The organism is Echinicola vietnamensis DSM 17526, assembly GCF_000325705.1.
GTDB classification, from domain to species: Bacteria; Bacteroidota; Bacteroidia; order Cytophagales; family Cyclobacteriaceae; genus Echinicola; species Echinicola vietnamensis.
In genome coordinates, this window is sequence record NC_019904.1 from 3,434,916 (window position 1) to 3,455,698 (window position 20,783).

Here is a 20,783-nt window from a genome sequence, read left to right on the forward strand (position 1 = left end):
TTATAGCAGGAAAAATAATATGATAGTCAAGAACAGTAATGATGGAAAAAAAGGTTTTTTCACAGCCATGGAGGATGATGAAGAAGCCGGAATGATGACCTTTACATTTGCCGGAAGTGACCGGATAATCATCGATCATACCGAAGTAAATCCTGATTTTAAAGGACAAGGAGTCGGTAAATTGATGTTGATGAACCTTGTGGATTTTGCTAGGGAAAACCAGTATAAAGTGATTCCTCTTTGTCCTTTTGCAAAGTCCGTTTTTAGTAAAGAAGAAAAAATACGGGATGTGATTTTTAGCTAATGATGGTATTTCACTGAAAATTATTTTCCAGGACCCTTCGAGCAGGATCCTGATGAAAAAGTAGACGCAAAACTTTTCCGGCAGTGGGGAATATGCTCCACTGGATGAATTTTTTAAACTAGTATTCAATAATATAATTATCTTTAAAGATGTTCTTTTCGATATCCGAAGTATGAAAACGAACCTATCATAAAGCATAAACCCGTTTAAATTAACCATTTTACCATGAAAACAGAAAAAAACAAAGTACTGCAAAAGGCAGGTGAACGTAGGGATTTTTTAAAGAAGAGTGCCTTGGCGCTGGGCGCAGTGAGTATTGTGCCAAGCCATGTGCTCTTTTCCAAACCTGAAATTAGGGATAAGCAGGGCAAATTGCTTCGGAAAGCGTCTTTTGTACCCAGTGATCGGGTGAATTTAGCATGTGTGGGCATTGGCAATAGGGGTGAGCAGGTGATCAATGCCATCGATGAAACCGGTCAGGCTAATATTGTGACCCTCTGTGATGTGGATATGGGAGCTGAGCACACCTTACCGAGCATGAATAAATTCCCCAAGGCTACACGTTTTCAGGATTTTAGGGAGATGCTGGATAAAGACAGCCAGCATTTTGATGCGGTGATGGTAGCTACTCCTGATTTTTCTCATTTTCCCGTGACCATGGCAGCTATGGCTGCTGGTAAAGGGGTGTATGTGGAAAAGCCGTTGGCACGAACATTTCATGAAATAGAGTTATTGATGAAAGCGGCCGAAAAATATGGCGTAGTAACCCAAATGGGCAACCAAGGCCACTCGGAGGCGAATTACTTCCAGTTTAAGGCTTGGGTGGATGCCGGCATTATCAAGGATGTCACGGCAATTACCTGCCACATGAATGGCCGAAGGAGGTGGCATGGATGGGACGTCAATATGGGGAAATTTCCTGCTGCTGAAACTATTCCTGATACGTTGGATTGGGATACTTGGCTGACTACTGCCCAGCACCACGATTATAACCATGACTTTATAAACGGCCAGTGGCGATGCTGGTATGATTTCGGGATGGGTGCCTTGGGAGACTGGGGAGCACATATCATGGATACCTTTCATCAGTTTTTGGATCTTGGCTTGCCTTATGAAGTGGATCCTGTAAAGATCGAAGGACATAATGCGTTGTTTTATCCTCAGGCGACGACCTTGGATTTTAAATTCCCCAAAAGGGGAAAAATGCCGGAGGTAAATGTCAGTTGGTACGATGGACTGGATAATATACCGGAGGTGCCTGAAGGCTATGGCTCATCAGAGCTGGATGCAGATATCCCTGCGGCCAGTAACGGTAAAATCCAGCCGGCAAAGCTAAACCCTGGTAAGATCATTTACGGCAAGGAATTGACCTTTAAGGGAGGATCACACGGCAGTACGCTGTCCATCATTCCTGATGAAAAGGCCAAAGCCATGGAAGGAAAACTTCCGGAAGTCCCTGAAAGCCCTTCAAATCATTTTGCCAACTTTCTGTTGGCGTGTAAAGGGGAGGAGAAAACCAGGTCACCGTTTTCTATCGCAGGGCCACTGAGTCAGGTGTTTACCCTCGGCACATTGGCCCAGCGGCTAAATGCCAAATTGGAGTTTGACCGTGACAAAAAGGTCATCACCAATAACAAGTTTGCCAATGCCCTTTTGGTAGGGCCTCCGCCGAGAAAAGGATGGGAAACCTACTATAAGGTTTGATACAAAGAGGGTTGTTTATCGTTGGAAAACAACCCTCTTTGCTTTTGGTACCGGTAGCATCACTTTTCGGTAACCACCTTATTTTCCTCCAAGGAAATAGTTGATTCCAAATGAAAAGTGTTGACCGCTTTCGCCAAAATTTGGAGAAATGTCGGCTTTGTGACTGGCGTTCTTATCCTTACTGACCAAAAGGCCGCCAGGTGTGAAGTAGGCTTCAATGCCGATTCGAGGCGATATCCTATACTGTGCGCCGAGTTGGATATCAGCGGTAAAGTTGTTGTAATGGTAAGAACGGAATCCGTTTGGCGATTTTTCATCTCCCTTTTCTTTGAAAAAGGTATTGCTTAGTCCTACAAAAGGAGTGAATCTGTCAGAGACGTTAAAGTATTTCCTGAGCAAAACTCCTCCACCATAAATCAGGTTTTGATACTTGGAGTGATGGGTGACATCACCATTAACCATGGCTGTCATGGATCGAGAAGAGGAACCAATTCTGCCTTCCAAGCCGATGTAAAAGCCATTTCCAATGAATTTCCCGATGCCAGGAGTGAAATAGTAAGTGAAATTTTCCGATTCATGCCCTATGTTGTCTGGCAGTGTGTACGGAGAGTCTTGAGGGCTATATTGGAAGTTTATTCCCGATCGAATGACCAGCCCATTTTCATTGAATTGAGCCTTTGAAATCGTCGGAAGTAAGCAAGTACATAGTGTCACGAAGAACGTGACCAAATAGCGGTTGTTTTTCATAATAAAAATAGTTAAAAGTTCGAATAATGATTTTTTCGAAATTATATTTTGAAAAAGGATCCCATAAAAAGATGATGTTAAAAAAAGTTAGGATTAAGTTTTGTTAACCAACTGAGTGACGGATTTAAGAATTGTTAAGTTTTGTATGTCCTAAAGCAGATCCTGGTTTTCGTTTTGACAACCTTTGAAGCACAGGTTCCTTTGTTACAGCTCCAAGGGGAGGATGGCTTCTGAGGTACTGTCCAATTGTTTGATCAGATTCCCGTTATGGTCCCAAAATGCACTTTGTCCTGCACATCGCATGCCATCAGCATGACCGACACAGTTGACCATGGCCACTGGTAGTTTGTTCTTTATGGCGATATCAGAAAGCTCGTGATAGGCATTGGTCACACCCCTTTGATCCTTTGCTACACTGGAAAGCAAAAGAGTGGGCCTTTTTGCCATGACATTTCCGATATGTTCAGCAACTGAGATTTCATAACATATGGCCAGGCCTATGGGAAAATTGTTTACCAGAGGGTGTTGATTTTTTTCGGGAATAAAAAAAGGCACTTCATCTTCATGTAAGTATTGCTTAGAATAAACTTGGACGTGTTGGTGGGGATGAAATAGTAATAGGCTAATCGTAATTCCTTTGTGATTTTTTAGCGGTGCCCCCACGGCGATGGATATACATTTTTCATCACTCAATTCTTGAAAATTTCTTAATCGGGCATCATCCTTCGAGATAGCCAGTTCTTTGGCCAAGGTAGGCTCATAGCCAGTGAGCGAGAGTTCAGGAAAAATGACAAGGTTTGAATGCGCAGAGCCTGCTTCATTGATCCATTTGATGTGATCAGAGATGTTTTGCTCGATATTTCCTGTGATAGGGCATAGCTGTACCAGACTAATTTTCATATGCCATGTTGAAATTATTTTCCAAGTGCCTGAAAAGGTAACATAAATATTTTGGCAATCATGGAAAAAGTAAGGTCAATGGCAAACCCTAATAGGCGAAATGGTAAGATCAGTAGCCAGATGATGGGATACAGCAGCAACAACAAGATTGCGATAGGCCAACACAAGACAAAAAGAATGGTCCAAAGGACGAGGTTAAGAAATAATTTCATGTTTTGTTATTTGAAGAGGATTCAAGTTTGTAATGGGGATTTATATCACCATCAGGGATACTTTTTATTCCTAAAACTATGCCATATGCATTTTAACTTGAAATAGGCATTTTTACGATTATGGGTGTTTTATTAGCGGACACTTTTGGTCTTATAACCGGACGATTTGATCATCAAAATGAATTCGCAGATGTGGCGAAAAAAGCCATAATCAAGCATAAAGAAACTAGAATATTCATAAAAAAATACGATGGGAAATTGTAAGCGTTGCATGAAATCCCTTCAGGGAATATTTAAAGGCCTTTTTGAACATGGGATAGTTTTATTTATATAAAAATGGTTTTCAAATACTTAAAAATGTTATATATTTGAAATAAGTATTGAATAACAAAAAAGAAACTATGAAAGCTACATTTTTAAGAACACTCCTTTTGTCGTGTGCAGCGGCATGTATGATTTCGTGTACGGAGGACCTTCAGGATTTGGTGGTGGCTCCATCCATAGTAGGGAAATGGACGTTGGAAACCGTAGAATATGATGTCCGCACAGATGTGATCAACAATGGTGAAATGTATTCCATCAATCACAGTGGATTGGCCGATATTCATGGACTAACAATGGATATTTCAGACGATCCCACCAATACTTTTTTGGCAGAGGGTTATTACACGATTGAAGTTCCAGCGGATTTAGCTGGAAGTACGTTTAAGGATATTTTTCCTTTTTCGGATATTTTCAAAAGAGGCACATGGTCCAAAGAGACGGATCGATTGATGTACTTTAATTTTGAAGGGTTGCCTGCTATTAAAGCAAAAATCATAAAGTTTTCGGAGAAGAAACTGATTATTTCTTATGATATAACAAATCAAGATGAAATTGAAGGGGTGGCCTGTACCCATACGGTCCACGGATTGTATACTTTCAGCAAGGAATAAAAGATCTGATTATTTTTTGATAGAAAAGTTGGATTGAGAAGCAAAGTCTTCCTAAAGAATAAGGCTGTCCAAAACTTGGGCAGCCATTTTTTATGCATTTTTACCCGAAATTGGCCGCAACAGCAGTAAGAAGGAGCCAAGCATAGATGTTGGGGCTGACGTTTGCTTAACGGTAAATCCACGTAAGGAAAAAAATGCCACCACATTCCCATGGCACCAAGTGGATGCTGTAACCTAAGGGATTGTAATTGCTTTGTGCCTTAGAGCCTATGTTTTGGAGAAAGGGGAATGTTTGATTGCCTATTGATCCACTTTTCTTGACGGGGTTTCATTTTCAACAAGTTCGCCATGATTGGAAAAAGTAGAAAGATCTTTACGGTGATCATATTGGATGACTTTTATCCACTTGTCTTGATAGATATTGGTTTGGTCGTAGTTGAAACGAGTAGCGTAGTCATTTACCTCCTTCAGAAGCGATTCCTGCTCAGGAAAAGCATGCGCGGCATAGGAATAGGTGAGAAGGGTGAATGTCTTGGGCAAGCCTCCTGCAGTGGACTTTTCGGCCAACTCATGGATCGAAAATAGGGGGAGATTGCTGTCATATTCTCCTACAAGGACATCAATACTTCTGACGACAAACTCATGTGAAATAAGTGGTGCTTCCGGATGGCAGGTGTCTATGGTTTTGGTGAAGACATTTTTAAAATGGTCGAAGTGCTTTAATTCTCTTTGGTAGGCAACCGATGCCAAAACGGGAAAAAGTAACAATACCGCCATACAAGCCGGTTTCCATTTGACAGGTACAAATAACAAAACGGCTGCGAATGAAAAGTAAAATGCCGCCAATTTCCAGTCAAGTAAACCCAAGGATACAATTCCTCCAAAGGCAATCCAAAGCGTAGCAAACCTGTTCCAGAAGAAATTATTGGTCCATCGTTTGGCTTCCAGGGCGATGTTTACCGATAAGATGGGCAGTAAAATGATCAGGTGGCGGGGATTGAGCGGTAGGGGACTGTAAAAGGATAAACTGGTGGTCATAAACCAAAACCCAACCAACAAACATAAGCTAGCAAGGGCAAAGATTAAATGAAGGTCCTTGTCATGCTTAAAAGCCCTGACCAGTCCAGGTACACTCAGGACAATCCAAATCCAAAAGGTCCGCTCGATAAAGGTAAGGATTGGGCTAAAAGTAAGCCGTTCTGCTACAGCTGTCCAGCCTTTGTCATAAAAGGAGTAGGGCGAGATGTAATGTCCTTGCTCGATGCTTCTAAACCGCAAGAATGGATCGTCAAATTTGACATAAAAATAGCCCAAATAGGCTATCACCAATACGGCCATACAGAGAAAGAAATAAGTATAAAACAGGGGCTTTTTATCCTTTTTCGTATCAAAGATGAACAGCAATATGGGAAGTGGGGCAAGCAGGATAATGGTTTCCTTTGTGCAGAAGCCAATAAAGAAAGCAGCAGCCATGATCATCCCGGCGAGAAAGGGCTTTTGGTGCCGATAAATGGCCGATACAGGAATAAGTGCAACCCAAAACACCAATAGCGAATCTGGATAAACCTTGGGTAAAAAATGCAATAAGTACACCGAGGAGCAAAAGAAAATCACAAAGACGTTTTTGGCTAAATATTCCGTGAGCACTTTCCAAATGAGCATCAAGGTCATCATATAGGAAACCAGCGAGGGCAAGGAAGCGAGATGGTCATTAAAGCCAAAAATATACGTGATGAAACCGGGCAACACATAGGTTCCCCACCTGTAATTGAACAGGTCCACTTCCTGAAAGGGAAGACCATTCCAGAAGCGATAGCCCAAATCAAGGTAAGAAATATCATCGCTAAAAGTGACGCCATCATATCCCCAATACCACAGTGCCATAAAGAATAGCAATCCCGTGAAGAGGGCATAGGGAGGCTGAGGAGTAGAGAGTTTCTGCATACATCTAATAATAACCATTTTCCATGGAAAATAGTAGTTTTTAAAAAGTGACAATTTGTGTCGCTAAAATGGTCTTTTGTTTACAATAAGTTAAATTGCAAACTGAAATTTAATAGGAGATGGGTAAAACAAAAAGTGTTGAGCAACAAAAGATTCTGAGAGTCTTTAAATTAATTAATTTGTTGCGTTCGAATATTGGTAAGTCGGCCAACAGCCTGGCAGAAATATTGGGTACGGATCGTCGTACGGTTTACCGGTATTTTCAGCTCTTGCGGGAGCTGGGCTTTCAGGTGGAGCGGGAATATGGGAAGTTTAAAATTACCGATAGGGTAGAATATTCTAAAAACACGTTTTACGGTACTTTCTCGGATGACGAAGCTGCTTACTTGGTGGAAGTGATGAACAAAAGCAGTAAGAAGAACTTACTGAAAGCATCCATACTGGAAAAGGTACAAGTGAGATCTGATTTCCAGCAGAGTGTGTCACAACTGTTTAATGCCAAATTGGGGCGCTTTGTCGATGAGCTCAGCCATGCCATCAAAAATAAATTTCAGGTGCTTCTGAAGGATTATTATTCTCTTAGCAGTGATTCGGTTAGTGACCGTTTGGTAGAGCCAGTGGTTTTCTCTAATAATTTTGAGTCGGTCTACGCGTTGGAAGTGGCCAGTAGGGAGATGAAAATGTTTAAGTTGGAGCGAATCGCTGAGCTAAAGGTGACCAGTAAGCACCATCTCTTTGAACAATTGCATGAGCCGCTGGAACAAGGACTTTTCGGATTTACGGGGAAAGATCAGTTTAAAGTGCGGCTAAGGTTATCGAAGAAGGCTTATCAGCTGCTGATTGAGGAACACCCGGATGCCAAACCATACACCTATTCCAAAGCAAACAATACGTATTATTTAGAAAGGGAAGTTCCCGAATTACCTGGGATTGGTCGTTTTGTGCTGGGATTACCGGGGGAGATTTACGTTGAAAAAGGGGAAGAGCTGAAAGCTTATCTGGAACAACAAATGAAAAAGGCTGAAAACATGTTTTCAGCCTTTGAACAGGATAAAGTATAACTTGTGGTAGTTTACTTTAGCTGGATTAATTTAATCATATTGCTGCCGTTGTGTCTAAAGACACCTGTTACATTTTGATCTGTTTCCAAAGATGCATCCAAATCCTCGCAGAGGGTGGAGCATACGATGGGGATTTCTCCTAACATTTTGTAGCCAAGTTCCACATTTCCGAATGCCAACGTAGCAGGTTGGAAATCCAATGATTTTAGTGGTAGCTCAAACGTCGCATTGGGGCTTACCTGATCTTTGGAGGTCGTAGAAAGGTGGGTGTACGAAGTATGGTAATGATCTGTTGCTTCGTTAAATACCTGTGCTTTACGAATTTTTATTTCATAATTGTACCCCATTTGGAAATTAAATCCTTCAATGGCATCCAAGGGGATTACCTCCCATTCATCAGTGCCCTTCTGATGCGAAAATTGCACTTTAAGGAATAACGAAGCATTTCCTGCTTCATTGTTTTCCACCACAGGATAATGCTTTATGGAGATAGATTCTTCTTTCTCAGGGAGTTCGTTAACACATCCAGAAAAGGCCGTACACAGGCCACATAAAAGAAGGATAGGCTGCCAGGTAAACTTAAATTTCATTTTCAATAAATAATTGATGGTAGTTTTAATTGAGTTTGTGCTCAGGGTATTACAATTAGAGTGCCATCAAAAAATAGAGGAGGCTGTCTCATAAATAAATAATCCGTCATCACGAGCGGAGTGAAGTGATCTTGTTGTGCTTTCATTACACGTATGACGAGATTGCTTCTTCCGATATTCACCGGAATAGCAATGACGAGGACTTATGAGACAACCTCTGCTAAAATGATAAACTCCCCATGTAATTCAGTTTTTCTATTTAACGTCCTAGGAGGTGTTGGAGAAAATCTCCATCCGTAATCAGCTAACGTTGAAAGGAAAATAATGCCTTCTCTATGAATCTTGTTTAATGGTATGGTAAGAATTTTTATATTCAGGAATTACTTAAACCATAATTTATGAAAAGATTAATACTTTTAATGCTAGCAGGGATGTGCTTTACCGTTTGGGCGGCACAAGCCCAGCAAATGCTCCATTCAGATTCTTCCGCTGTTTCATCGCATCAGGTGACCATTAAAGGGAAAAGGGTTCCCTATACAGCCACTGTCGGCACCCAGCCCGTTTGGGATAAGAAAGGGAAAGAAGTGGCCTATCTTTTTTATACGTATTACCAGCGCAGTGATGTAGAAGACAAGACCAACAGGCCGTTGGTGGTTTCTTTTAACGGTGGGCCTGGGTCAGCCTCTATTTGGATGCATATTGCCTATACAGGTCCCGTTTTGTTGAATATTGATGAAGAGGGAAACCCAGTTCAGCCGTATGGATACCGTGAAAATCCGCATTCCATCCTTGACGTGGCAGATATCGTGTATGTAGATCCTGTCAATACTGGATATTCCAGGATTACGGATAAGGAGGCCGACCGTTCCCAATTCTTTGGGGTAAATGCAGATGTCAATTACCTTGCAGAATGGGTAAGGACTTTTGTCACGCGCCAGAATCGCTGGGCTTCTCCGAAGTTTTTGATCGGGGAAAGTTATGGCACCACGCGGGTGTCTGGATTGGTAAACCGTCTTCAGAACAGCCAATGGATGTACTTTAACGGGGTGGTGTTGGTATCACCCACGGACTTGGGCATTGACCGGGAAGGTCCGGTGGCCGCAGCGAATTACTTGCCTTATTATGCAGCAACTGCTTGGTACCACGGGGTCTTGGACAATGGCTTGCAGCAGAAGGACCTCGACGAAATTTTACCTGAAGTAGAAGCATTCACCGTAAATGAATTGATACCGGCCATGGTGAAGGGAGGTTTTCTGGAGGAGGAAAAGAAAAAAGCACTGGCCCGTAAAATGTCAGCGTATTCTGGTCTCAGTGAAAAAGTTATTCGGGAGCATAACTTAGCCGTGCCCACCAGCTTCTTTTGGAAGGAACTGCTGAGAGATGAAGGCTTGACCGTGGGAAGACTGGACAGCAGGTATCGGGGAGTGGACCGACAGGATGCTGGTAGCCGATATGATTATGATCCAGCCCTTTCCAGTTGGAATCATGCTTTTGCGCCAGCCTTTAACCACTATATGATCAATGAACTTGATTTTAAAACCGATATCAATTACTTCCTTTTTGGACCGGTACACCCTTGGGACCGGAGTGGCGATCAGACTGGCGAAAACCTTAGGTCAGCTCTGGCGGAAAATCCCTATTTACACGTCCTGATCCAATCAGGATATTATGATGGTGGTACCGATTATTTCAATGCGAAATATTCCATGTGGCAAATGGATCCCAGCGGAAAGCTAAAGGACAGGCTCTCTTGGAAAGGGTACCGAAGTGGTCACATGATGTATCTTCGGTCAGAGGATTTGGAGCAAGCTAATGATGATATTAGGGATTTTATAATCAAAGCGACCCCGGCAGCTGGATCCCCAGCAAAATATTGATTTTACATGCAGGTTCGGAATTGGCGAACCTTGTAAAGGTCATGAGACATCCATGGCGTAGAGGGCTACCGAAAGTCACCGACTTATGGTAGCCCTTTTTGGTTATATGCTCGTTCAAATTCCTGCAAGGATGAAATTGAGGTGTCAAAACCCATAAAAGCCCCCAGTTGCTGGTAAATTTCAGCTTTGGTCTTACCTATTTTTCTTAAACCATGGATGGAAGTACTTCCAGCGCTTTTGGAGAGTTTGTGCTCGCGGTCTTCCATGATGAGCGGGTGATGGTAAAAGGTGCTTTTGGAAAAGGTATTTTCAGGAAGCAGGCCTGCCAAGAAAAGCTGTGCCCAGCTGGAGTTCACTAGATCATTGCCGCGCACGATCAAGTCCACTCCGAAATGAATGTCATCCACAACAGATGCCAACTGGTATGCAGGTGCAGTATCTTTCTTTCGGATGATAAAGTCCTCCATCAATGCAGGAAGTTCGGAAATCACGCGTCCGCTTTCCAGCCGCATGCATATGGGGGTATCGTGGGTCTTCAAGCGCCAGTTGACCCTGTTTTTGTGTAAGTCGATGGCTTTTTCTCGGCAAGTCCCTGGATAGCGGCCATCAGGGGAAGCCTGAGCGATATCCTTTCGGCTGCATTGGCAGGCGTAGACCGCGGATTTAGCGGTGAGATGATCCAACGCTTTCTGATACAGGGGCATGCGGTGGATTTGAGAAAAGGAAGCATGGTAGTCTTCGATGTTTTTGGGACCATAGTGCCAAGTGAACCCCATAAATGCTAAGGTGTCGAACATGTCTTCCACATAAGGGGCTTTGATCCTGTTTTGGTCCAAGTCATCGATTCTTAGCAAGATTTTGGCTTGGTGTTTTTTGGCCAACGCGTAGGTGATGGCAAAGGAAAGGATGTTGCCAAGATGCAAGAAGCCGCTAGGAGTAGGGGCAATGCGGGTAAGGTGCAGTTTTGTTCCGGTTGATGACACAGGCTGGATGCGATATTGATTCAAAAGCAAAATATAATGTCTTTTTAGGAAATGATACACTGGAATTGCCAATGAATTGTTATACTTTAACACCTTTGAGTAGCTTGCTGGTGCAGGTAGTATTGATTTTTAAGTTAGAAACTTAGACAAATGGAAAACGATTTAAAGCTGGCCGTGCTCATAGACGCGGATAATATCCCTTCAGGATATGTACAGGAAATGATGGAAGAGATTGCGAAATATGGAAACCCTACGGTAAAGCGCATCTATGGAGATTGGACACAGCCAAATTTGGCCAAGTGGAAGGCCGTACTACTGGAAAATGCCATCACCCCCATGCAGCAATACAGCTATACCACCGGAAAAAATGCCACAGACTCTGCCATGATCATAGATGCCATGGATATTTTGTATTCTGAGCGGGTAGACGGTTTTTGTATTGTATCGAGTGATAGTGACTTCACCAAATTGGCCACTAGGCTCAGGGAAGCCAGTATGAAAGTGATCGGTATCGGAGAGAAAAAAACACCAACGCCTTTTATCGCTGCATGTGATAAGTTTATTTACCTCGAGATATTAAAGCAGGAAGAAAAAAAGGAAGCGCGACCTACAGCGGGCACTAATAAGCAAAGAGATTCAGGTGTCGATCAAATAACAGCCAAAGTTATCAAGCTGATTGCCAATACCATTTCGGACTGTGAAGACGATGATGGATGGGCGTATTTGGGGGATGTAGGGAATTTGCTTCAAAAGAAACAACCCAACTTTGACTCACGGAATTATGGTTTTCAAAAGTTGACCCCAATGATCAGTGCAGTCAATAAGTTTGAAATAGAACAACGCGAAGGACAACGCGGCAAGCATAAGTTGATTTATGTCCGTAATAAAAAATGATGGCCGGAAATAGCGGTATAAAGTGGTAAATTATCCCTGATAAATTACATGTCTACGAAATCTTCCATTAATTTTGTGAGATAAAAGTGTCCATCGGTATGGACTATAAGTGTGTGGGGTTTGGCACTTTTTTTGGGGAATGAGATTTAACCAATCAACTATCAATATGCTTAAACGGATATCAATTTTATTATTTGCAGGTTTATTCTTTTACAGCTGTGCCACGGTTCCGCTAAGTGGAAGGAAGCAGCTCAGCCTGGTGGACAATTCGGAAGTATTGCCCATGTCATTTCAGCAGTACAATGAGGTCAAGTCCGAAAGCAAGATTGTGACCAATACAGCAGATGGTGAAAGCGTGGTCAGGGTAGGAAAGCGAATTGCTGCAGCGGTGGAGACCTATCTGAACGATAATGGCCATGGAGATATTCTGAACGGGTTTGAATGGGAATTTAACCTTATACAAGATGACCAAGTAAATGCTTGGTGTATGCCAGGAGGTAAGGTGGCTTTCTACACCGGAATTATGCCAGTATGCCAAGATGATGCTGGTATTGCGGTGGTGATGGGCCATGAGGTGGCGCATGCGATTGCCAGCCATGCCAGAGAACGGATGTCTCAAGGGCTTGTAGCGAATGGCCTTTTGGGTGGCGTTCAAGCAGCCATGGGCCAAAACCCCAGTCTGACAGAGTCTATTTTTATGCAGGCCGTAGGAATGGGCAGCCAGGTAGGGATGCTTAAATTCTCCAGGGACCAAGAGTTGGAAGCCGACCAATTGGGATTAATCTTTATGGCCATGGCAGGATATGACCCTAGGGTAGCGCCTGAGTTTTGGCAACGTATGGAAGCCAAGTCTGGCGGAGAAGCGCCACCAGAGTTTTTGTCTACCCACCCTGGACCGAACAGGAGAATTGATGAGCTCAACAGCCAAATGCCGGAGGCATTGAAATACTATAAAATGTAAGTTTATTCCAAAAGATATTAAAAAGCCAAAGCACGTTAGTCTTTGGCTTTTTCTTTTTTATAAGGAAGTGAGTCTTGGGCGGATGAAGCTGCTGGCCTCATGGGTTATATTTAAAATTTTGAAAATCCCTGAAATCAGGGAAAGTGGTTTCTATTTATTTTTGTTAATTGTACGCTATTAGATTACGGAAACCAAATTGTTATCAAATGAACATGAAGCGCTTGTTATTGGTCTTTTTTATGTTGTGCTGGTCCGTCGTTTCTTTTGGCCAAAAATTAAAAGAAGACAAGAAGTTAACCGCCGCCTTAAATTCAGTTTTTGAGGGATTTAAGGGCACTGCAGGGATTTATGTAGAGCATTTGCCTTCTGGAAAGTATGCAGCCATAAATGCCGATACCATTTTTCCCACTGCAAGCATCGTTAAAATCCCGATTCTAATAGGGGTTTTTGATAAAATCGAAAAGGGTGAGTTGGACTACCACGAACCCTTGGTGTACCGGGATTCTATCAAGTATGGAGGGTCGGGCTTGATGCAGTATTTTGAGGATAGTACCCAGACGGACTTGAGTACCTTGCTGGCCTTGATGATCTCCTATAGTGACAATACCACCTCACTCTGGAACCAAGCTTTGGCAGGAGGGGGCGAAACCATCAATCCCCTCATGGAGCAGTATGGCATGGTGTCTACCCGTGTCAATTCCCGGACTCCAGGAAGAGATAAGGATTGGGAAAAGTACGGTTGGGGCCAAACTACCCCACGGGAAATGGCCACGTTGCTCAAGAAAATGAGAAAGGGTGAGCTCATCAGCCAAGCTGCATCCGAGCGGATGTACCGATTGATGACCAACGTTTATTACGATGATTATGCACTGTCGCAAATACCTCCTTACGTCCAGACAGCATCCAAGCAGGGGATGGTCAATGCGTCCCGTTCTGAGCTGGTCATGGTTAATGCTCCCCATGGGGATTATGTGCTATACATCGCGACTAAAAACAATGAAGACACCCGCTGGGAGCCAGATAATGAATCGTGGGTTTTGGCACGGAAGGTTTCGGCATTACTCTGGAACTATTTTGAGCCCAAAAGCCCTTGGAGTCCTTCTGCGGGCAGTGAAAAGTATTTTGAAGGTTTAGATTACTGAAAGTGGAAAAATTGGTGACTGATCAAGTAACGATACGCTGTGGTGCGGAAAGCATGGATGTGCATGCGGTTCACCAGTATTTGTCAGAAGTGTCCTATTGGGCCAGGGACATTGATTTTAAAAAAGTCCAGGATTCCATAGAACATTCCTTCTGTGCAGGAGCGTTTATCGGAAATGAGCAGGTAGGTTTTGTTCGGGCGGTCACCGATTACACCACCTTCGCTTGGGTTTCGGACGTTTATATCTTGGAGGAATTTTCAGGCAAGGGCATTGGCCAGCAAATGCTCAGGGAGTTTCTTGGGCAAGAATGGTTTGGAGACCTCAGAAGGGTCATGTTGGCCACCAAGGATGCTCATTCTTTATATGAAAAATTTGATTTTATGCCCTTGGATAAGCCTGAAATGTTTATGCAAGTCTTAAGCGATAAGTTCACCCTTTTGTAAATAAAACCGTCACCGTCCCAAAAGGAATCACAGGGACAATGACGGTTTGGTAGGCATGAGTTTTACAAACTATCAGCCATTAGTTGCCTCCTGAACCTTATAATTTCCCGGAATCAACCCAAAAGACCGTACCAGCCGGTTCCATGAATTGATCTGAATGACTTCTAAGGTGAGCAGTGCCATTTCTCGTTGGCTAAAGTGTTCCCTTAATTTGTCATGAATGTCATCACTATGTTCTTCAGCAGGCATGTGGGTAAGACGTTCTGCAAATTCAAGTACCGCTTGCTCTTTTTGAGAATAGTAAGGTGTTTCTCTCCATGCAGCCAATGAGACCAATCTAAGTGGCGTTTCACCTGCATGGGTAGCCTCCTTAAAATGCATGTCCAGACAATAAGCACAGCTATTGATCTGGGAAACCCTCATTTTGATCAGGCTTTTAAGGGGATTTCCTACCCCGTTTTGATCGAGGTAGTTTTGAACTTCTTTTAGGGATTCATAAAGCCCTTGGGGCAGCTCCTGATGTGAAATACGTTCTTTCATGATAGTGTATTATTTGGTTTTGCCCTAAAGACAATCCATCATGATTTTTGTGACAGCTGGTGAAGTCTTTTTTGTAAAAAAAGTAGTTTTTCCGGATTACGGATGAAAAATATCCGGGCAATTTTACGGTTTTCAAAAACAAACACCTGACAGTTGGTCACTTCACCTGCCGGTGTGAGGTAAAGTATAGCAGGGCTGTGGTTAACGGTGGTAGGGAGTAGGTTAATTTCTTGATAGAATTTTCTAAATAACCCTTGAAGCATGGCGACCACCCTGTGTGTTCCTTGAACGAGTTTGGTGCCGGCAGGTACTTTTCCGCCGCCATCAGAAGTAAGGGAGATGTCTTCTAGAAGCAATTCTTCCAGGGCTTTAGCATCGGCGTTTTTTATGGCTTTTAAATACGCCTCAACTCCTTCGCGGTTAGGCTCTATGACCTGGGGGGAAGTAGTGTTTCGAAGCTTTTTTTTGGCTCTGGAAAGTTGTTGCCTTGACGTTTCTTGGCTGATGTCCAAGGTTTGACTGATCGCTTTATGACTGTAGCCAAATGACTCTTTTAGCAGGAAAACTGCTCGTGGGCCAGGTTCCAGTTGTTCGAGTAATAGCATCATGGAATAGGAGAGAATGTGCTCATCTTCCAACCTTTCCGTGTCCATGTTGGTGATTACAGGTTCTGGGAGCCAATCGTTAGGATAGTGAAGAAGTGATCTGTTGAGCTGTTTTTTACGGTTGATGGCTTGGTTGATGACCATGCGAATAAGGTACGCTTTTTCATTTTGGATGGTGTTGGTATCCAAGGTTAAAAACTTTTCAAATACGTCCTGTACCACATCTTCTGCCTCCATGGCAGCTCCCAGGATGTTGTAAGCATAGGTAAAAAGTAATGGACGGAATCTCTCCATGGGATGGTACGTTGGTTTTACAGCAAACTGAGGTGGATATGAAATCCTCCAAGCTAAAATGGTCAAGGTTTCCTTACAAATATAAATAATAAGATTTTTTTCCATAAAAAAGGTTTTTTCAATGATGAGACTATGACGATGTTTTTTAACTGCCAAGGGTCGTTTAAAGATGAATGGTTGTGGGGACGACATTATTGAAGCCATTTAGTATACATCCTAGATGAAAAAATCATCGCGTAAAAAGTGATACATTACGTGAATTTAACTATTATGACAAAAGTCATGTTTTTGACAATGGAATAGACTTACTTTTGTGGTGTCTTTACCAATACATTAGAATTGTGCCAGTCATGAAAAATAAGAATACACCGTGTGAGCTTTGTATAAGCCGAAAATTTTCCTTGTTTTCAGATTTATCCGAAGAGCATCTGTGTAGTTTGTCACAAAATAAAAATTTGATTACCCACCAAAAGGGACAAGTATTGTTCTATGAAGGAACCAAGCCTTTAGGTATTTTTTGTATTAGTTCAGGGATTGTAAAAGTGTATAAAACCGCTTCAAATGGAAAGGACCAAATCATTCGTCTTGCCCAAAAAGGAGATTTTTTAGGATATACTTCGCTATTGGGAGAAGATGTATATAGTAATGCTGCATCGATTGTAGAAGATGCCAATATTTGCTTTATCCCTAAGGAAACCTTTTTAAATATACTCTCAAAGGATAATAATTTTCATCGGCGGTTGACCAAATCGATCTGTCAATCACTTGGAATGATGGAGGAAAAGCTCACTGATGCGACACAAAAGACCATTCGTGAACGTTTGGCTTTTACTTTGCTGAAACTAAGTGATTCCTATGGTATAGACGGTGGAGCGAGCCAAAAAATCAATATCAACCTGACCAGGGAAGAATTGGCAGGATTGGTGGGGACTGCTACCGAAACGGTCATTAGACTTCTTTCAGAATTTAAGAAAGATAAGATGGTGCGTTTTGAAGGTAAAAAAATCATCGTGATGGACCGAAATGCCCTCGCACGACTTTCTGACTTTTATAAGGTTTAGTTTTGACATTATAATTTCCCGATTTAATAAATAATAGTGGCTGTAGACATGTGTCTACCGCTTATTGTGAAGTTAGCAGGTGTGATAAAAAGACTTACTAGTTTTAACCTTTCATTTTTTATAAAAAAACCATTCACTTTTATCATTGTCCGCAGGTGTCAGGTTGGGAATTGAAGGTTGTTTTTATTGATTTATGTGACAAATGTCATATCATACCGTGAGCTTATATCATCTTTTTCCATTTGACTGGCAGATACCTTTGTTAAGGAATTAATCGGTCAAATATGAAAGAGGATGACATGAATACCCGTAAAAATGAAAGCAAATTTTGGCTTACATTAAGCAAGGACGAGTTGCCCATAAATGCTATGGGCCGTTCAGGGGAGAGATGTTTGTCCGAAAACCAGTTCCGACCAAAATTACTTGTTGGTGAATTGACGAAAGTTTCGACTTGGCATAAGCAAAAAAAATTAAAACCGACCGAGTGGAGACCGAGCGCTGATATCCCTGTTGTAATTTGCGGTGCAAAGATCTCACTTGAAAAAGTCTTGTTGCACTATGATGGGAAAGCACAGACGGCTAAAAGCATCATACGTTTTGTTTCCATTTTTGAAGAGGAGCTGAAGTATAGTCAGATCACCATTGTTTCGCCTGGTTTTATTCCCAAATCTAAGATTCGTGAAGAGGCCTCTTTGGTTCGGCTATTGTCCAAAAAATCCCAAGAGACTAGTTTTATCAAGTTTAATTTCACCCAAATCGAACAATTTTGGCAATATGCCCAACAGCACAATTTTACTTTCTTGGTTACACCCAAAAAGTATTTGTCAAGTCTCCTTCACCTATTGGGATCTCTTCACCACCCTAAACCAAACAGTTTCTTGAAGTTAAGTATTTACTTGAGCTAGTAAAAAAACACCAAATTGAACGCTTTGAATTTACTTTATATTGTTAAATTTATTTAAATTATGGCATAACCGTGATAAATATGAGACAAATTGACAATAGGAGTTTTGTGTTGTGTTATCATTGTGGTGAAAAATGCCAAGAGGAATCCTTGGTATTTGATGAAAAAGATTTTTGCTGTCCAGGCTGTAAGTTGGTATATGAGGTGCTGCAAGAAAATGACCTTTCCAGCTATTATGAATATGGATCCCGTCCCGGAATCCGTCAAGCAGTTCCTCACGCACCAGGAAATCAATTCGATTATTTGAACGAACCTGAGGTCATTCAGAAACTGGTGGATTTTTCGAATGACAAGGAGTCGCACATTACGTTCCACATTCCCGCCATTCACTGTGCCTCTTGTATTTGGTTATTGGAGCACCTGCACCAGCTGTGCAATGGTGTGTTTTATTCCAGGACAGACTTTGTAAAAAAAGAGTGTAAAGTTAAGTTTTATACCGACCGGACCAGTTTGCGGGAAGTGGTGGAGCTCCTTTCTAAAATTGGATATCCTCCCACCCTTAATTTGTCAAACGTTAATCCAAAAAAAACTTCTTCTAAAGTCGATAAGCGGCTGATTTATAAATTAGCCGTAGCAGGCTTTTGTTTTGGCAATATGATGTTTTTCAGCTTGCCGGAATATTTCAGTGAGGTTTCCCTGCTGGAAGAGGAATTTAGGGGTCTTTTCGGTTACCTTAATTTAGCATTGTCACTTCCGATTGTGTTTTATGCAGCCACTGATTATTACCGATCGGCATGGTATGCCTTGAAGAATGGTACAGTGAACATGGATGTACCCATTGTCATGGGCATAGCGGCCTTATTTTTTTACAGTCTACATGAGGTCCTCGGAGGAGGAACAGGCTATTTGGATTCTTTGGGGGGATTGATATTCTTTTTGCTCATTGGAAAATATTACCAGCAGAAAACCTACGATACCCTCTCTTTTGATCGGGATTACGCGGCTTATTTCCCGTTGGCGGTCACCAGAATGAGGCAAGAAGGGGAAGAGGTGATTTCCATGCCCAAACTCCAGGTGGGAGACACTATTAAAGTCAGAAAAGGCGAATTGATCCCTGCCGATAGCCTTTTGATCCAAGGGGATGCCCAGATAGATTATAGTTTTGTGACAGGGGAAGAAGTGCCGGTTACGGTACCCAAGGGAAGTATTATCTATGCAGGCGGGAGGCAGCAGGCTGGTGCCTTGCTGTTGAATGTCCAGAAGGAACCTTCCCAAGGGTATTTGACGGGGCTGTGGAACCACGAAAGTTTCAAGGAATTGCCCAAGGAGGACCTGAGCACTTTGGCCAATAAGATCAGTGGTAAATTCACGGTAGCCGTGCTGGTGATTGCATTGGTGACGTTCATTTTTTGGAGTTTGAATGATTTGGCGATGGGAGTAAAGGCCTTTTCCAGTGTGCTTATTGTGGCTTGTCCTTGTGCCTTGGCCCTTTCCACGCCATTTACCCTTGGCAATACCTTGCGGATAATGGGCCATCAAAAATTCTTCCTGAAAAATGGGCAAGTTATCGAGCGTCTGGCAGGAATTACGGATTACGTTTTTGATAAAACCGGAACCTTGACCGATCCGACTTTGGCCAATGTCATGTTTATCGGGGAAGCCCTTTCAGAAGACCTGAAGATAGCCATCAAAAGCATGGTAAGCGAGTCTACACATCCCTTGAGCCACCGCATAAACAGTTGGCTTCCAGTATACGAATCAGTGTTTATTGAAGGCTTTCAGGAGCAACTTGGACGTGGTTTGGAAGCCTTGTATCAAGGGGATATCATACGACTGGGATCTCCCGAGTGGTTGGGATTAGGCAAGGTAAAAAGCAAAGAAGGGGAGAACCGGGTGTATTTGGCTGTCAATGGTAAAGTGCTCGGTTATTTTCACATCATGAGCACCTTGAGGGCAGGCGTGGAGGAAACCATCCATGAGCTCAAAAACAATGGAAATGTTCACGTTTTGTCAGGAGACAGGGCCACGGAAGCGGTGAAGTTAAAAGAGACATTGGGAGCAGACGTGATGCTAAACTTCCATCAGAGCCCTATGGACAAGCTGAAATACCTTAGACGTCTGGATGCGGAAGGAAAGTCCACTGTGATGATTGGCGATGGATTAAACGATGCGGGAGCTTTGCAGGCGAGCCATGTGGGGATCGCCGTGACGGATCAGTCTACCTATTTTTCTCCTGCCAGTGATGCCATTATGGATGTGGAGGCCCTTACCAAGCTTCCTGCTTTTATCGGTTTGGCGAGGAATGGTAAGCAGGTGATCATGGCCAGTTTTGTTATCAGCTTGGTCTATAATGTAGCGGGGATTGGATTGGCTGTACAAGGGCTTTTAAGTCCAGTAGTTTGTGCGGTGCTGATGCCCTTGAGTAGTATTTCAGTGGTGGTTTTTACCACGGTGATGATGAATTATTTTGCCTATAAAAAAGGACTTAAAACCAAGTGGCTATGGAAGTAATATTTGTATTGATCGGCATCAGTTTGATATTGGCAGTGACCTTTCTAATCCTGTTTATCAGGGCAATGAAGGGTGGTCAATATGACGATACCTACACCCCCTCGGTGAGAATACTCTTCGATAATAAAAAGAAGTCAGAGACAAGCAAACCAACAACTAAATCTAAGTAAA

21 protein-coding genes are annotated in these 20,783 nt (G+C 42.6%); 13 read left to right on the top strand and 8 right to left on the bottom strand.

The genetic code is table 11. From position 1 onward, the window contains the following. Nucleotides 1-19 precede the first annotated feature (19 nt). Together ECHVI_RS13975 and ECHVI_RS13980 are read left to right on the top strand one after the other, a co-directional pair. On the top strand, nucleotides 20-304 hold the full coding sequence (locus ECHVI_RS13975) for a GNAT family N-acetyltransferase (protein WP_015266655.1): 285 nt from the start codon (nucleotides 20-22) through the stop codon (nucleotides 302-304). A gap of 225 nt (nucleotides 305-529) precedes the next feature. Further along, on the top strand, nucleotides 530-2,008 hold the full coding sequence (locus ECHVI_RS13980; RefSeq protein ID WP_015266656.1) for a Gfo/Idh/MocA family oxidoreductase: 1,479 nt from the start codon (nucleotides 530-532) through the stop codon (nucleotides 2,006-2,008). Between the two features lie 78 nt (nucleotides 2,009-2,086). On the opposite strand, the gene ECHVI_RS13985 is transcribed toward ECHVI_RS13980, so the two are convergent. The 3 genes from ECHVI_RS13985 to ECHVI_RS13995 form a co-directional block, all read right to left on the bottom strand. Then, complete coding sequence (locus tag ECHVI_RS13985) at nucleotides 2,087-2,755, bottom strand: autotransporter outer membrane beta-barrel domain-containing protein (protein ID WP_015266657.1); 669 nt, start codon at nucleotides 2,753-2,755, stop codon at nucleotides 2,087-2,089. A gap of 204 nt (nucleotides 2,756-2,959) precedes the next feature. Then, nucleotides 2,960-3,655 (bottom strand): carbon-nitrogen hydrolase family protein, encoded by a 696-nt coding sequence (locus ECHVI_RS13990; protein WP_015266658.1) that lies wholly within the window; start codon nucleotides 3,653-3,655, stop codon nucleotides 2,960-2,962. Nucleotides 3,656-3,669: 14 nt separating this feature from the next. Next, nucleotides 3,670-3,867, bottom strand: a complete 198-nt coding sequence (locus ECHVI_RS13995) for a hypothetical protein (RefSeq protein ID WP_015266659.1) — start codon at nucleotides 3,865-3,867, stop codon at nucleotides 3,670-3,672. A gap of 401 nt (nucleotides 3,868-4,268) precedes the next feature. Here ECHVI_RS13995 and ECHVI_RS14000 point away from each other — a divergent pair, with 401 nt between their 5' ends. Then, a complete protein-coding gene (locus ECHVI_RS14000; protein ID WP_015266660.1) occupies nucleotides 4,269-4,802 on the top strand; it encodes a hypothetical protein in 534 nt (177 codons plus the stop codon). A 300-nt stretch (nucleotides 4,803-5,102) separates the two neighbouring features. Here ECHVI_RS14000 and ECHVI_RS14005 read toward each other — a convergent pair whose 3' ends face one another. Beyond that, nucleotides 5,103-6,746 carry a glycosyltransferase family 39 protein gene (locus tag ECHVI_RS14005; protein WP_041738681.1) on the bottom strand — a complete coding sequence of 548 codons (1,644 nt, stop codon included), beginning with the start codon at nucleotides 6,744-6,746 and terminating at the stop codon, nucleotides 5,103-5,105. 119 nt (nucleotides 6,747-6,865) lie between these two features. Here ECHVI_RS14005 and ECHVI_RS14010 point away from each other — a divergent pair, with 119 nt between their 5' ends. Then, entirely contained in the window at nucleotides 6,866-7,807 is a 942-nt protein-coding gene (locus ECHVI_RS14010) for a helix-turn-helix transcriptional regulator (RefSeq protein WP_015266662.1), read from the top strand. Nucleotides 7,808-7,818: 11 nt separating this feature from the next. Here the strand turns inward: ECHVI_RS14010 and ECHVI_RS14015 are convergent, their stop codons facing one another. After that, nucleotides 7,819-8,397 carry a DUF4377 domain-containing protein gene (locus ECHVI_RS14015; protein WP_015266663.1) on the bottom strand — a complete coding sequence of 193 codons (579 nt, stop codon included), beginning with the start codon at nucleotides 8,395-8,397 and terminating at the stop codon, nucleotides 7,819-7,821. Nucleotides 8,398-8,795: 398 nt separating this feature from the next. Here ECHVI_RS14015 and ECHVI_RS14020 point away from each other — a divergent pair, with 398 nt between their 5' ends. Beyond that, a complete protein-coding gene (locus tag ECHVI_RS14020; protein ID WP_041738683.1) occupies nucleotides 8,796-10,274 on the top strand; it encodes a S10 family peptidase in 1,479 nt (492 codons plus the stop codon). An 83-nt stretch (nucleotides 10,275-10,357) separates the two neighbouring features. On the opposite strand, the gene ECHVI_RS14025 is transcribed toward ECHVI_RS14020, so the two are convergent. Next, nucleotides 10,358-11,287 (bottom strand): tRNA glutamyl-Q synthetase, encoded by a 930-nt coding sequence (locus ECHVI_RS14025; RefSeq protein WP_015266665.1) that lies wholly within the window; start codon nucleotides 11,285-11,287, stop codon nucleotides 10,358-10,360. Between the two features lie 120 nt (nucleotides 11,288-11,407). Here ECHVI_RS14025 and ECHVI_RS14030 point away from each other — a divergent pair, with 120 nt between their 5' ends. The 4 genes from ECHVI_RS14030 (at nucleotide 11,408) to ECHVI_RS14045 (ending at nucleotide 14,697) form a co-directional block, all read left to right on the top strand. Beyond that, nucleotides 11,408-12,151 (top strand): NYN domain-containing protein, encoded by a 744-nt coding sequence (locus tag ECHVI_RS14030; protein ID WP_015266666.1) that lies wholly within the window; start codon nucleotides 11,408-11,410, stop codon nucleotides 12,149-12,151. Between the two features lie 166 nt (nucleotides 12,152-12,317). Then, a complete protein-coding gene (locus ECHVI_RS14035) occupies nucleotides 12,318-13,112 on the top strand; it encodes a M48 family metallopeptidase (RefSeq protein ID WP_015266667.1) in 795 nt (264 codons plus the stop codon). A gap of 206 nt (nucleotides 13,113-13,318) precedes the next feature. Beyond that, nucleotides 13,319-14,254, top strand: coding sequence for a serine hydrolase (locus ECHVI_RS14040; RefSeq protein ID WP_015266668.1), 936 nt, complete (start codon nucleotides 13,319-13,321; stop codon nucleotides 14,252-14,254). Nucleotides 14,255-14,256: 2 nt separating this feature from the next. Then, nucleotides 14,257-14,697: a GNAT family N-acetyltransferase gene (locus tag ECHVI_RS14045; RefSeq protein WP_217189897.1), complete on the top strand. Its 441-nt coding sequence runs from the start codon at nucleotides 14,257-14,259 to the stop codon at nucleotides 14,695-14,697. Between the two features lie 72 nt (nucleotides 14,698-14,769). Here the strand turns inward: ECHVI_RS14045 and ECHVI_RS14050 are convergent, their stop codons facing one another. Together ECHVI_RS14050 and ECHVI_RS14055 are read right to left on the bottom strand one after the other, a co-directional pair. Continuing rightward, entirely contained in the window at nucleotides 14,770-15,237 is a 468-nt protein-coding gene (locus tag ECHVI_RS14050) for a carboxymuconolactone decarboxylase family protein (RefSeq protein WP_015266670.1), read from the bottom strand. Between the two features lie 38 nt (nucleotides 15,238-15,275). Then, a complete protein-coding gene (locus ECHVI_RS14055) occupies nucleotides 15,276-16,136 on the bottom strand; it encodes a sigma-70 family RNA polymerase sigma factor (RefSeq protein ID WP_041739864.1) in 861 nt (286 codons plus the stop codon). Nucleotides 16,137-16,486: 350 nt separating this feature from the next. Between ECHVI_RS14055 and ECHVI_RS14060 the strand changes: the two genes are divergently transcribed. The 4 genes from ECHVI_RS14060 to ccoS all read left to right on the top strand — a co-directional run bounded on the left by ECHVI_RS14060 (nucleotide 16,487) and on the right by ccoS (nucleotide 20,782). After that, nucleotides 16,487-17,197 carry a Crp/Fnr family transcriptional regulator gene (locus tag ECHVI_RS14060; protein ID WP_015266672.1) on the top strand — a complete coding sequence of 237 codons (711 nt, stop codon included), beginning with the start codon at nucleotides 16,487-16,489 and terminating at the stop codon, nucleotides 17,195-17,197. A gap of 284 nt (nucleotides 17,198-17,481) precedes the next feature. Beyond that, nucleotides 17,482-18,102, top strand: coding sequence for a hypothetical protein (locus tag ECHVI_RS23010; RefSeq protein ID WP_015266673.1), 621 nt, complete (start codon nucleotides 17,482-17,484; stop codon nucleotides 18,100-18,102). An 80-nt stretch (nucleotides 18,103-18,182) separates the two neighbouring features. Beyond that, the gene (locus ECHVI_RS14070; protein ID WP_015266674.1) at nucleotides 18,183-20,612 is read left to right on the top strand and encodes a heavy metal translocating P-type ATPase; all 2,430 of its coding nucleotides are present in this window, start codon (nucleotides 18,183-18,185) and stop codon (nucleotides 20,610-20,612) included. After that, nucleotides 20,603-20,782, top strand: coding sequence for a cbb3-type cytochrome oxidase assembly protein CcoS (gene ccoS / locus ECHVI_RS14075; RefSeq protein ID WP_015266675.1), 180 nt, complete (start codon nucleotides 20,603-20,605; stop codon nucleotides 20,780-20,782). Before ECHVI_RS14070 ends, ccoS begins: the two co-directional genes overlap by 10 nt. Nucleotide 20,783: the final 1 nt, after the last annotated feature.

What these genes read in the sequence shown, in the direction of transcription:
- ECHVI_RS13975 (WP_015266655.1), top strand. Translation starts at nt 20, where the DNA reads ATGATAGTCAAGAACAGTAATGATGGAAAAAAAGGTTTTTTCACAGCC.
- ECHVI_RS13980 (WP_015266656.1), top strand. Translation starts at nt 530, where the DNA reads ATGAAAACAGAAAAAAACAAAGTACTGCAAAAGGCAGGTGAACGTAGG.
- ECHVI_RS13985 (WP_015266657.1), bottom strand. Translation starts at nt 2,755, where the DNA reads ATGAAAAACAACCGCTATTTGGTCACGTTCTTCGTGACACTATGTACT.
- ECHVI_RS13990 (WP_015266658.1), bottom strand. Translation starts at nt 3,655, where the DNA reads ATGAAAATTAGTCTGGTACAGCTATGCCCTATCACAGGAAATATCGAG.
- ECHVI_RS13995 (WP_015266659.1), bottom strand. Translation starts at nt 3,867, where the DNA reads ATGAAATTATTTCTTAACCTCGTCCTTTGGACCATTCTTTTTGTCTTG.
- ECHVI_RS14000 (WP_015266660.1), top strand. Translation starts at nt 4,269, where the DNA reads ATGAAAGCTACATTTTTAAGAACACTCCTTTTGTCGTGTGCAGCGGCA.
- ECHVI_RS14005 (WP_041738681.1), bottom strand. Translation starts at nt 6,746, where the DNA reads ATGCAGAAACTCTCTACTCCTCAGCCTCCCTATGCCCTCTTCACGGGA.
- ECHVI_RS14010 (WP_015266662.1), top strand. Translation starts at nt 6,866, where the DNA reads ATGGGTAAAACAAAAAGTGTTGAGCAACAAAAGATTCTGAGAGTCTTT.
- ECHVI_RS14015 (WP_015266663.1), bottom strand. Translation starts at nt 8,397, where the DNA reads ATGAAATTTAAGTTTACCTGGCAGCCTATCCTTCTTTTATGTGGCCTG.
- ECHVI_RS14020 (WP_041738683.1), top strand. Translation starts at nt 8,796, where the DNA reads ATGAAAAGATTAATACTTTTAATGCTAGCAGGGATGTGCTTTACCGTT.
- ECHVI_RS14030 (WP_015266666.1), top strand. Translation starts at nt 11,408, where the DNA reads ATGGAAAACGATTTAAAGCTGGCCGTGCTCATAGACGCGGATAATATC.
- ECHVI_RS14035 (WP_015266667.1), top strand. Translation starts at nt 12,318, where the DNA reads ATGCTTAAACGGATATCAATTTTATTATTTGCAGGTTTATTCTTTTAC.
- ECHVI_RS14040 (WP_015266668.1), top strand. Translation starts at nt 13,319, where the DNA reads ATGAACATGAAGCGCTTGTTATTGGTCTTTTTTATGTTGTGCTGGTCC.
- ECHVI_RS14050 (WP_015266670.1), bottom strand. Translation starts at nt 15,237, where the DNA reads ATGAAAGAACGTATTTCACATCAGGAGCTGCCCCAAGGGCTTTATGAA.
- ECHVI_RS14055 (WP_041739864.1), bottom strand. Translation starts at nt 16,136, where the DNA reads ATGGAGAGATTCCGTCCATTACTTTTTACCTATGCTTACAACATCCTG.
- ECHVI_RS14060 (WP_015266672.1), top strand. Translation starts at nt 16,487, where the DNA reads ATGAAAAATAAGAATACACCGTGTGAGCTTTGTATAAGCCGAAAATTT.
- ECHVI_RS23010 (WP_015266673.1), top strand. Translation starts at nt 17,482, where the DNA reads ATGAAAGAGGATGACATGAATACCCGTAAAAATGAAAGCAAATTTTGG.
- ECHVI_RS14070 (WP_015266674.1), top strand. Translation starts at nt 18,183, where the DNA reads ATGAGACAAATTGACAATAGGAGTTTTGTGTTGTGTTATCATTGTGGT.
- ccoS (WP_015266675.1), top strand. Translation starts at nt 20,603, where the DNA reads ATGGAAGTAATATTTGTATTGATCGGCATCAGTTTGATATTGGCAGTG.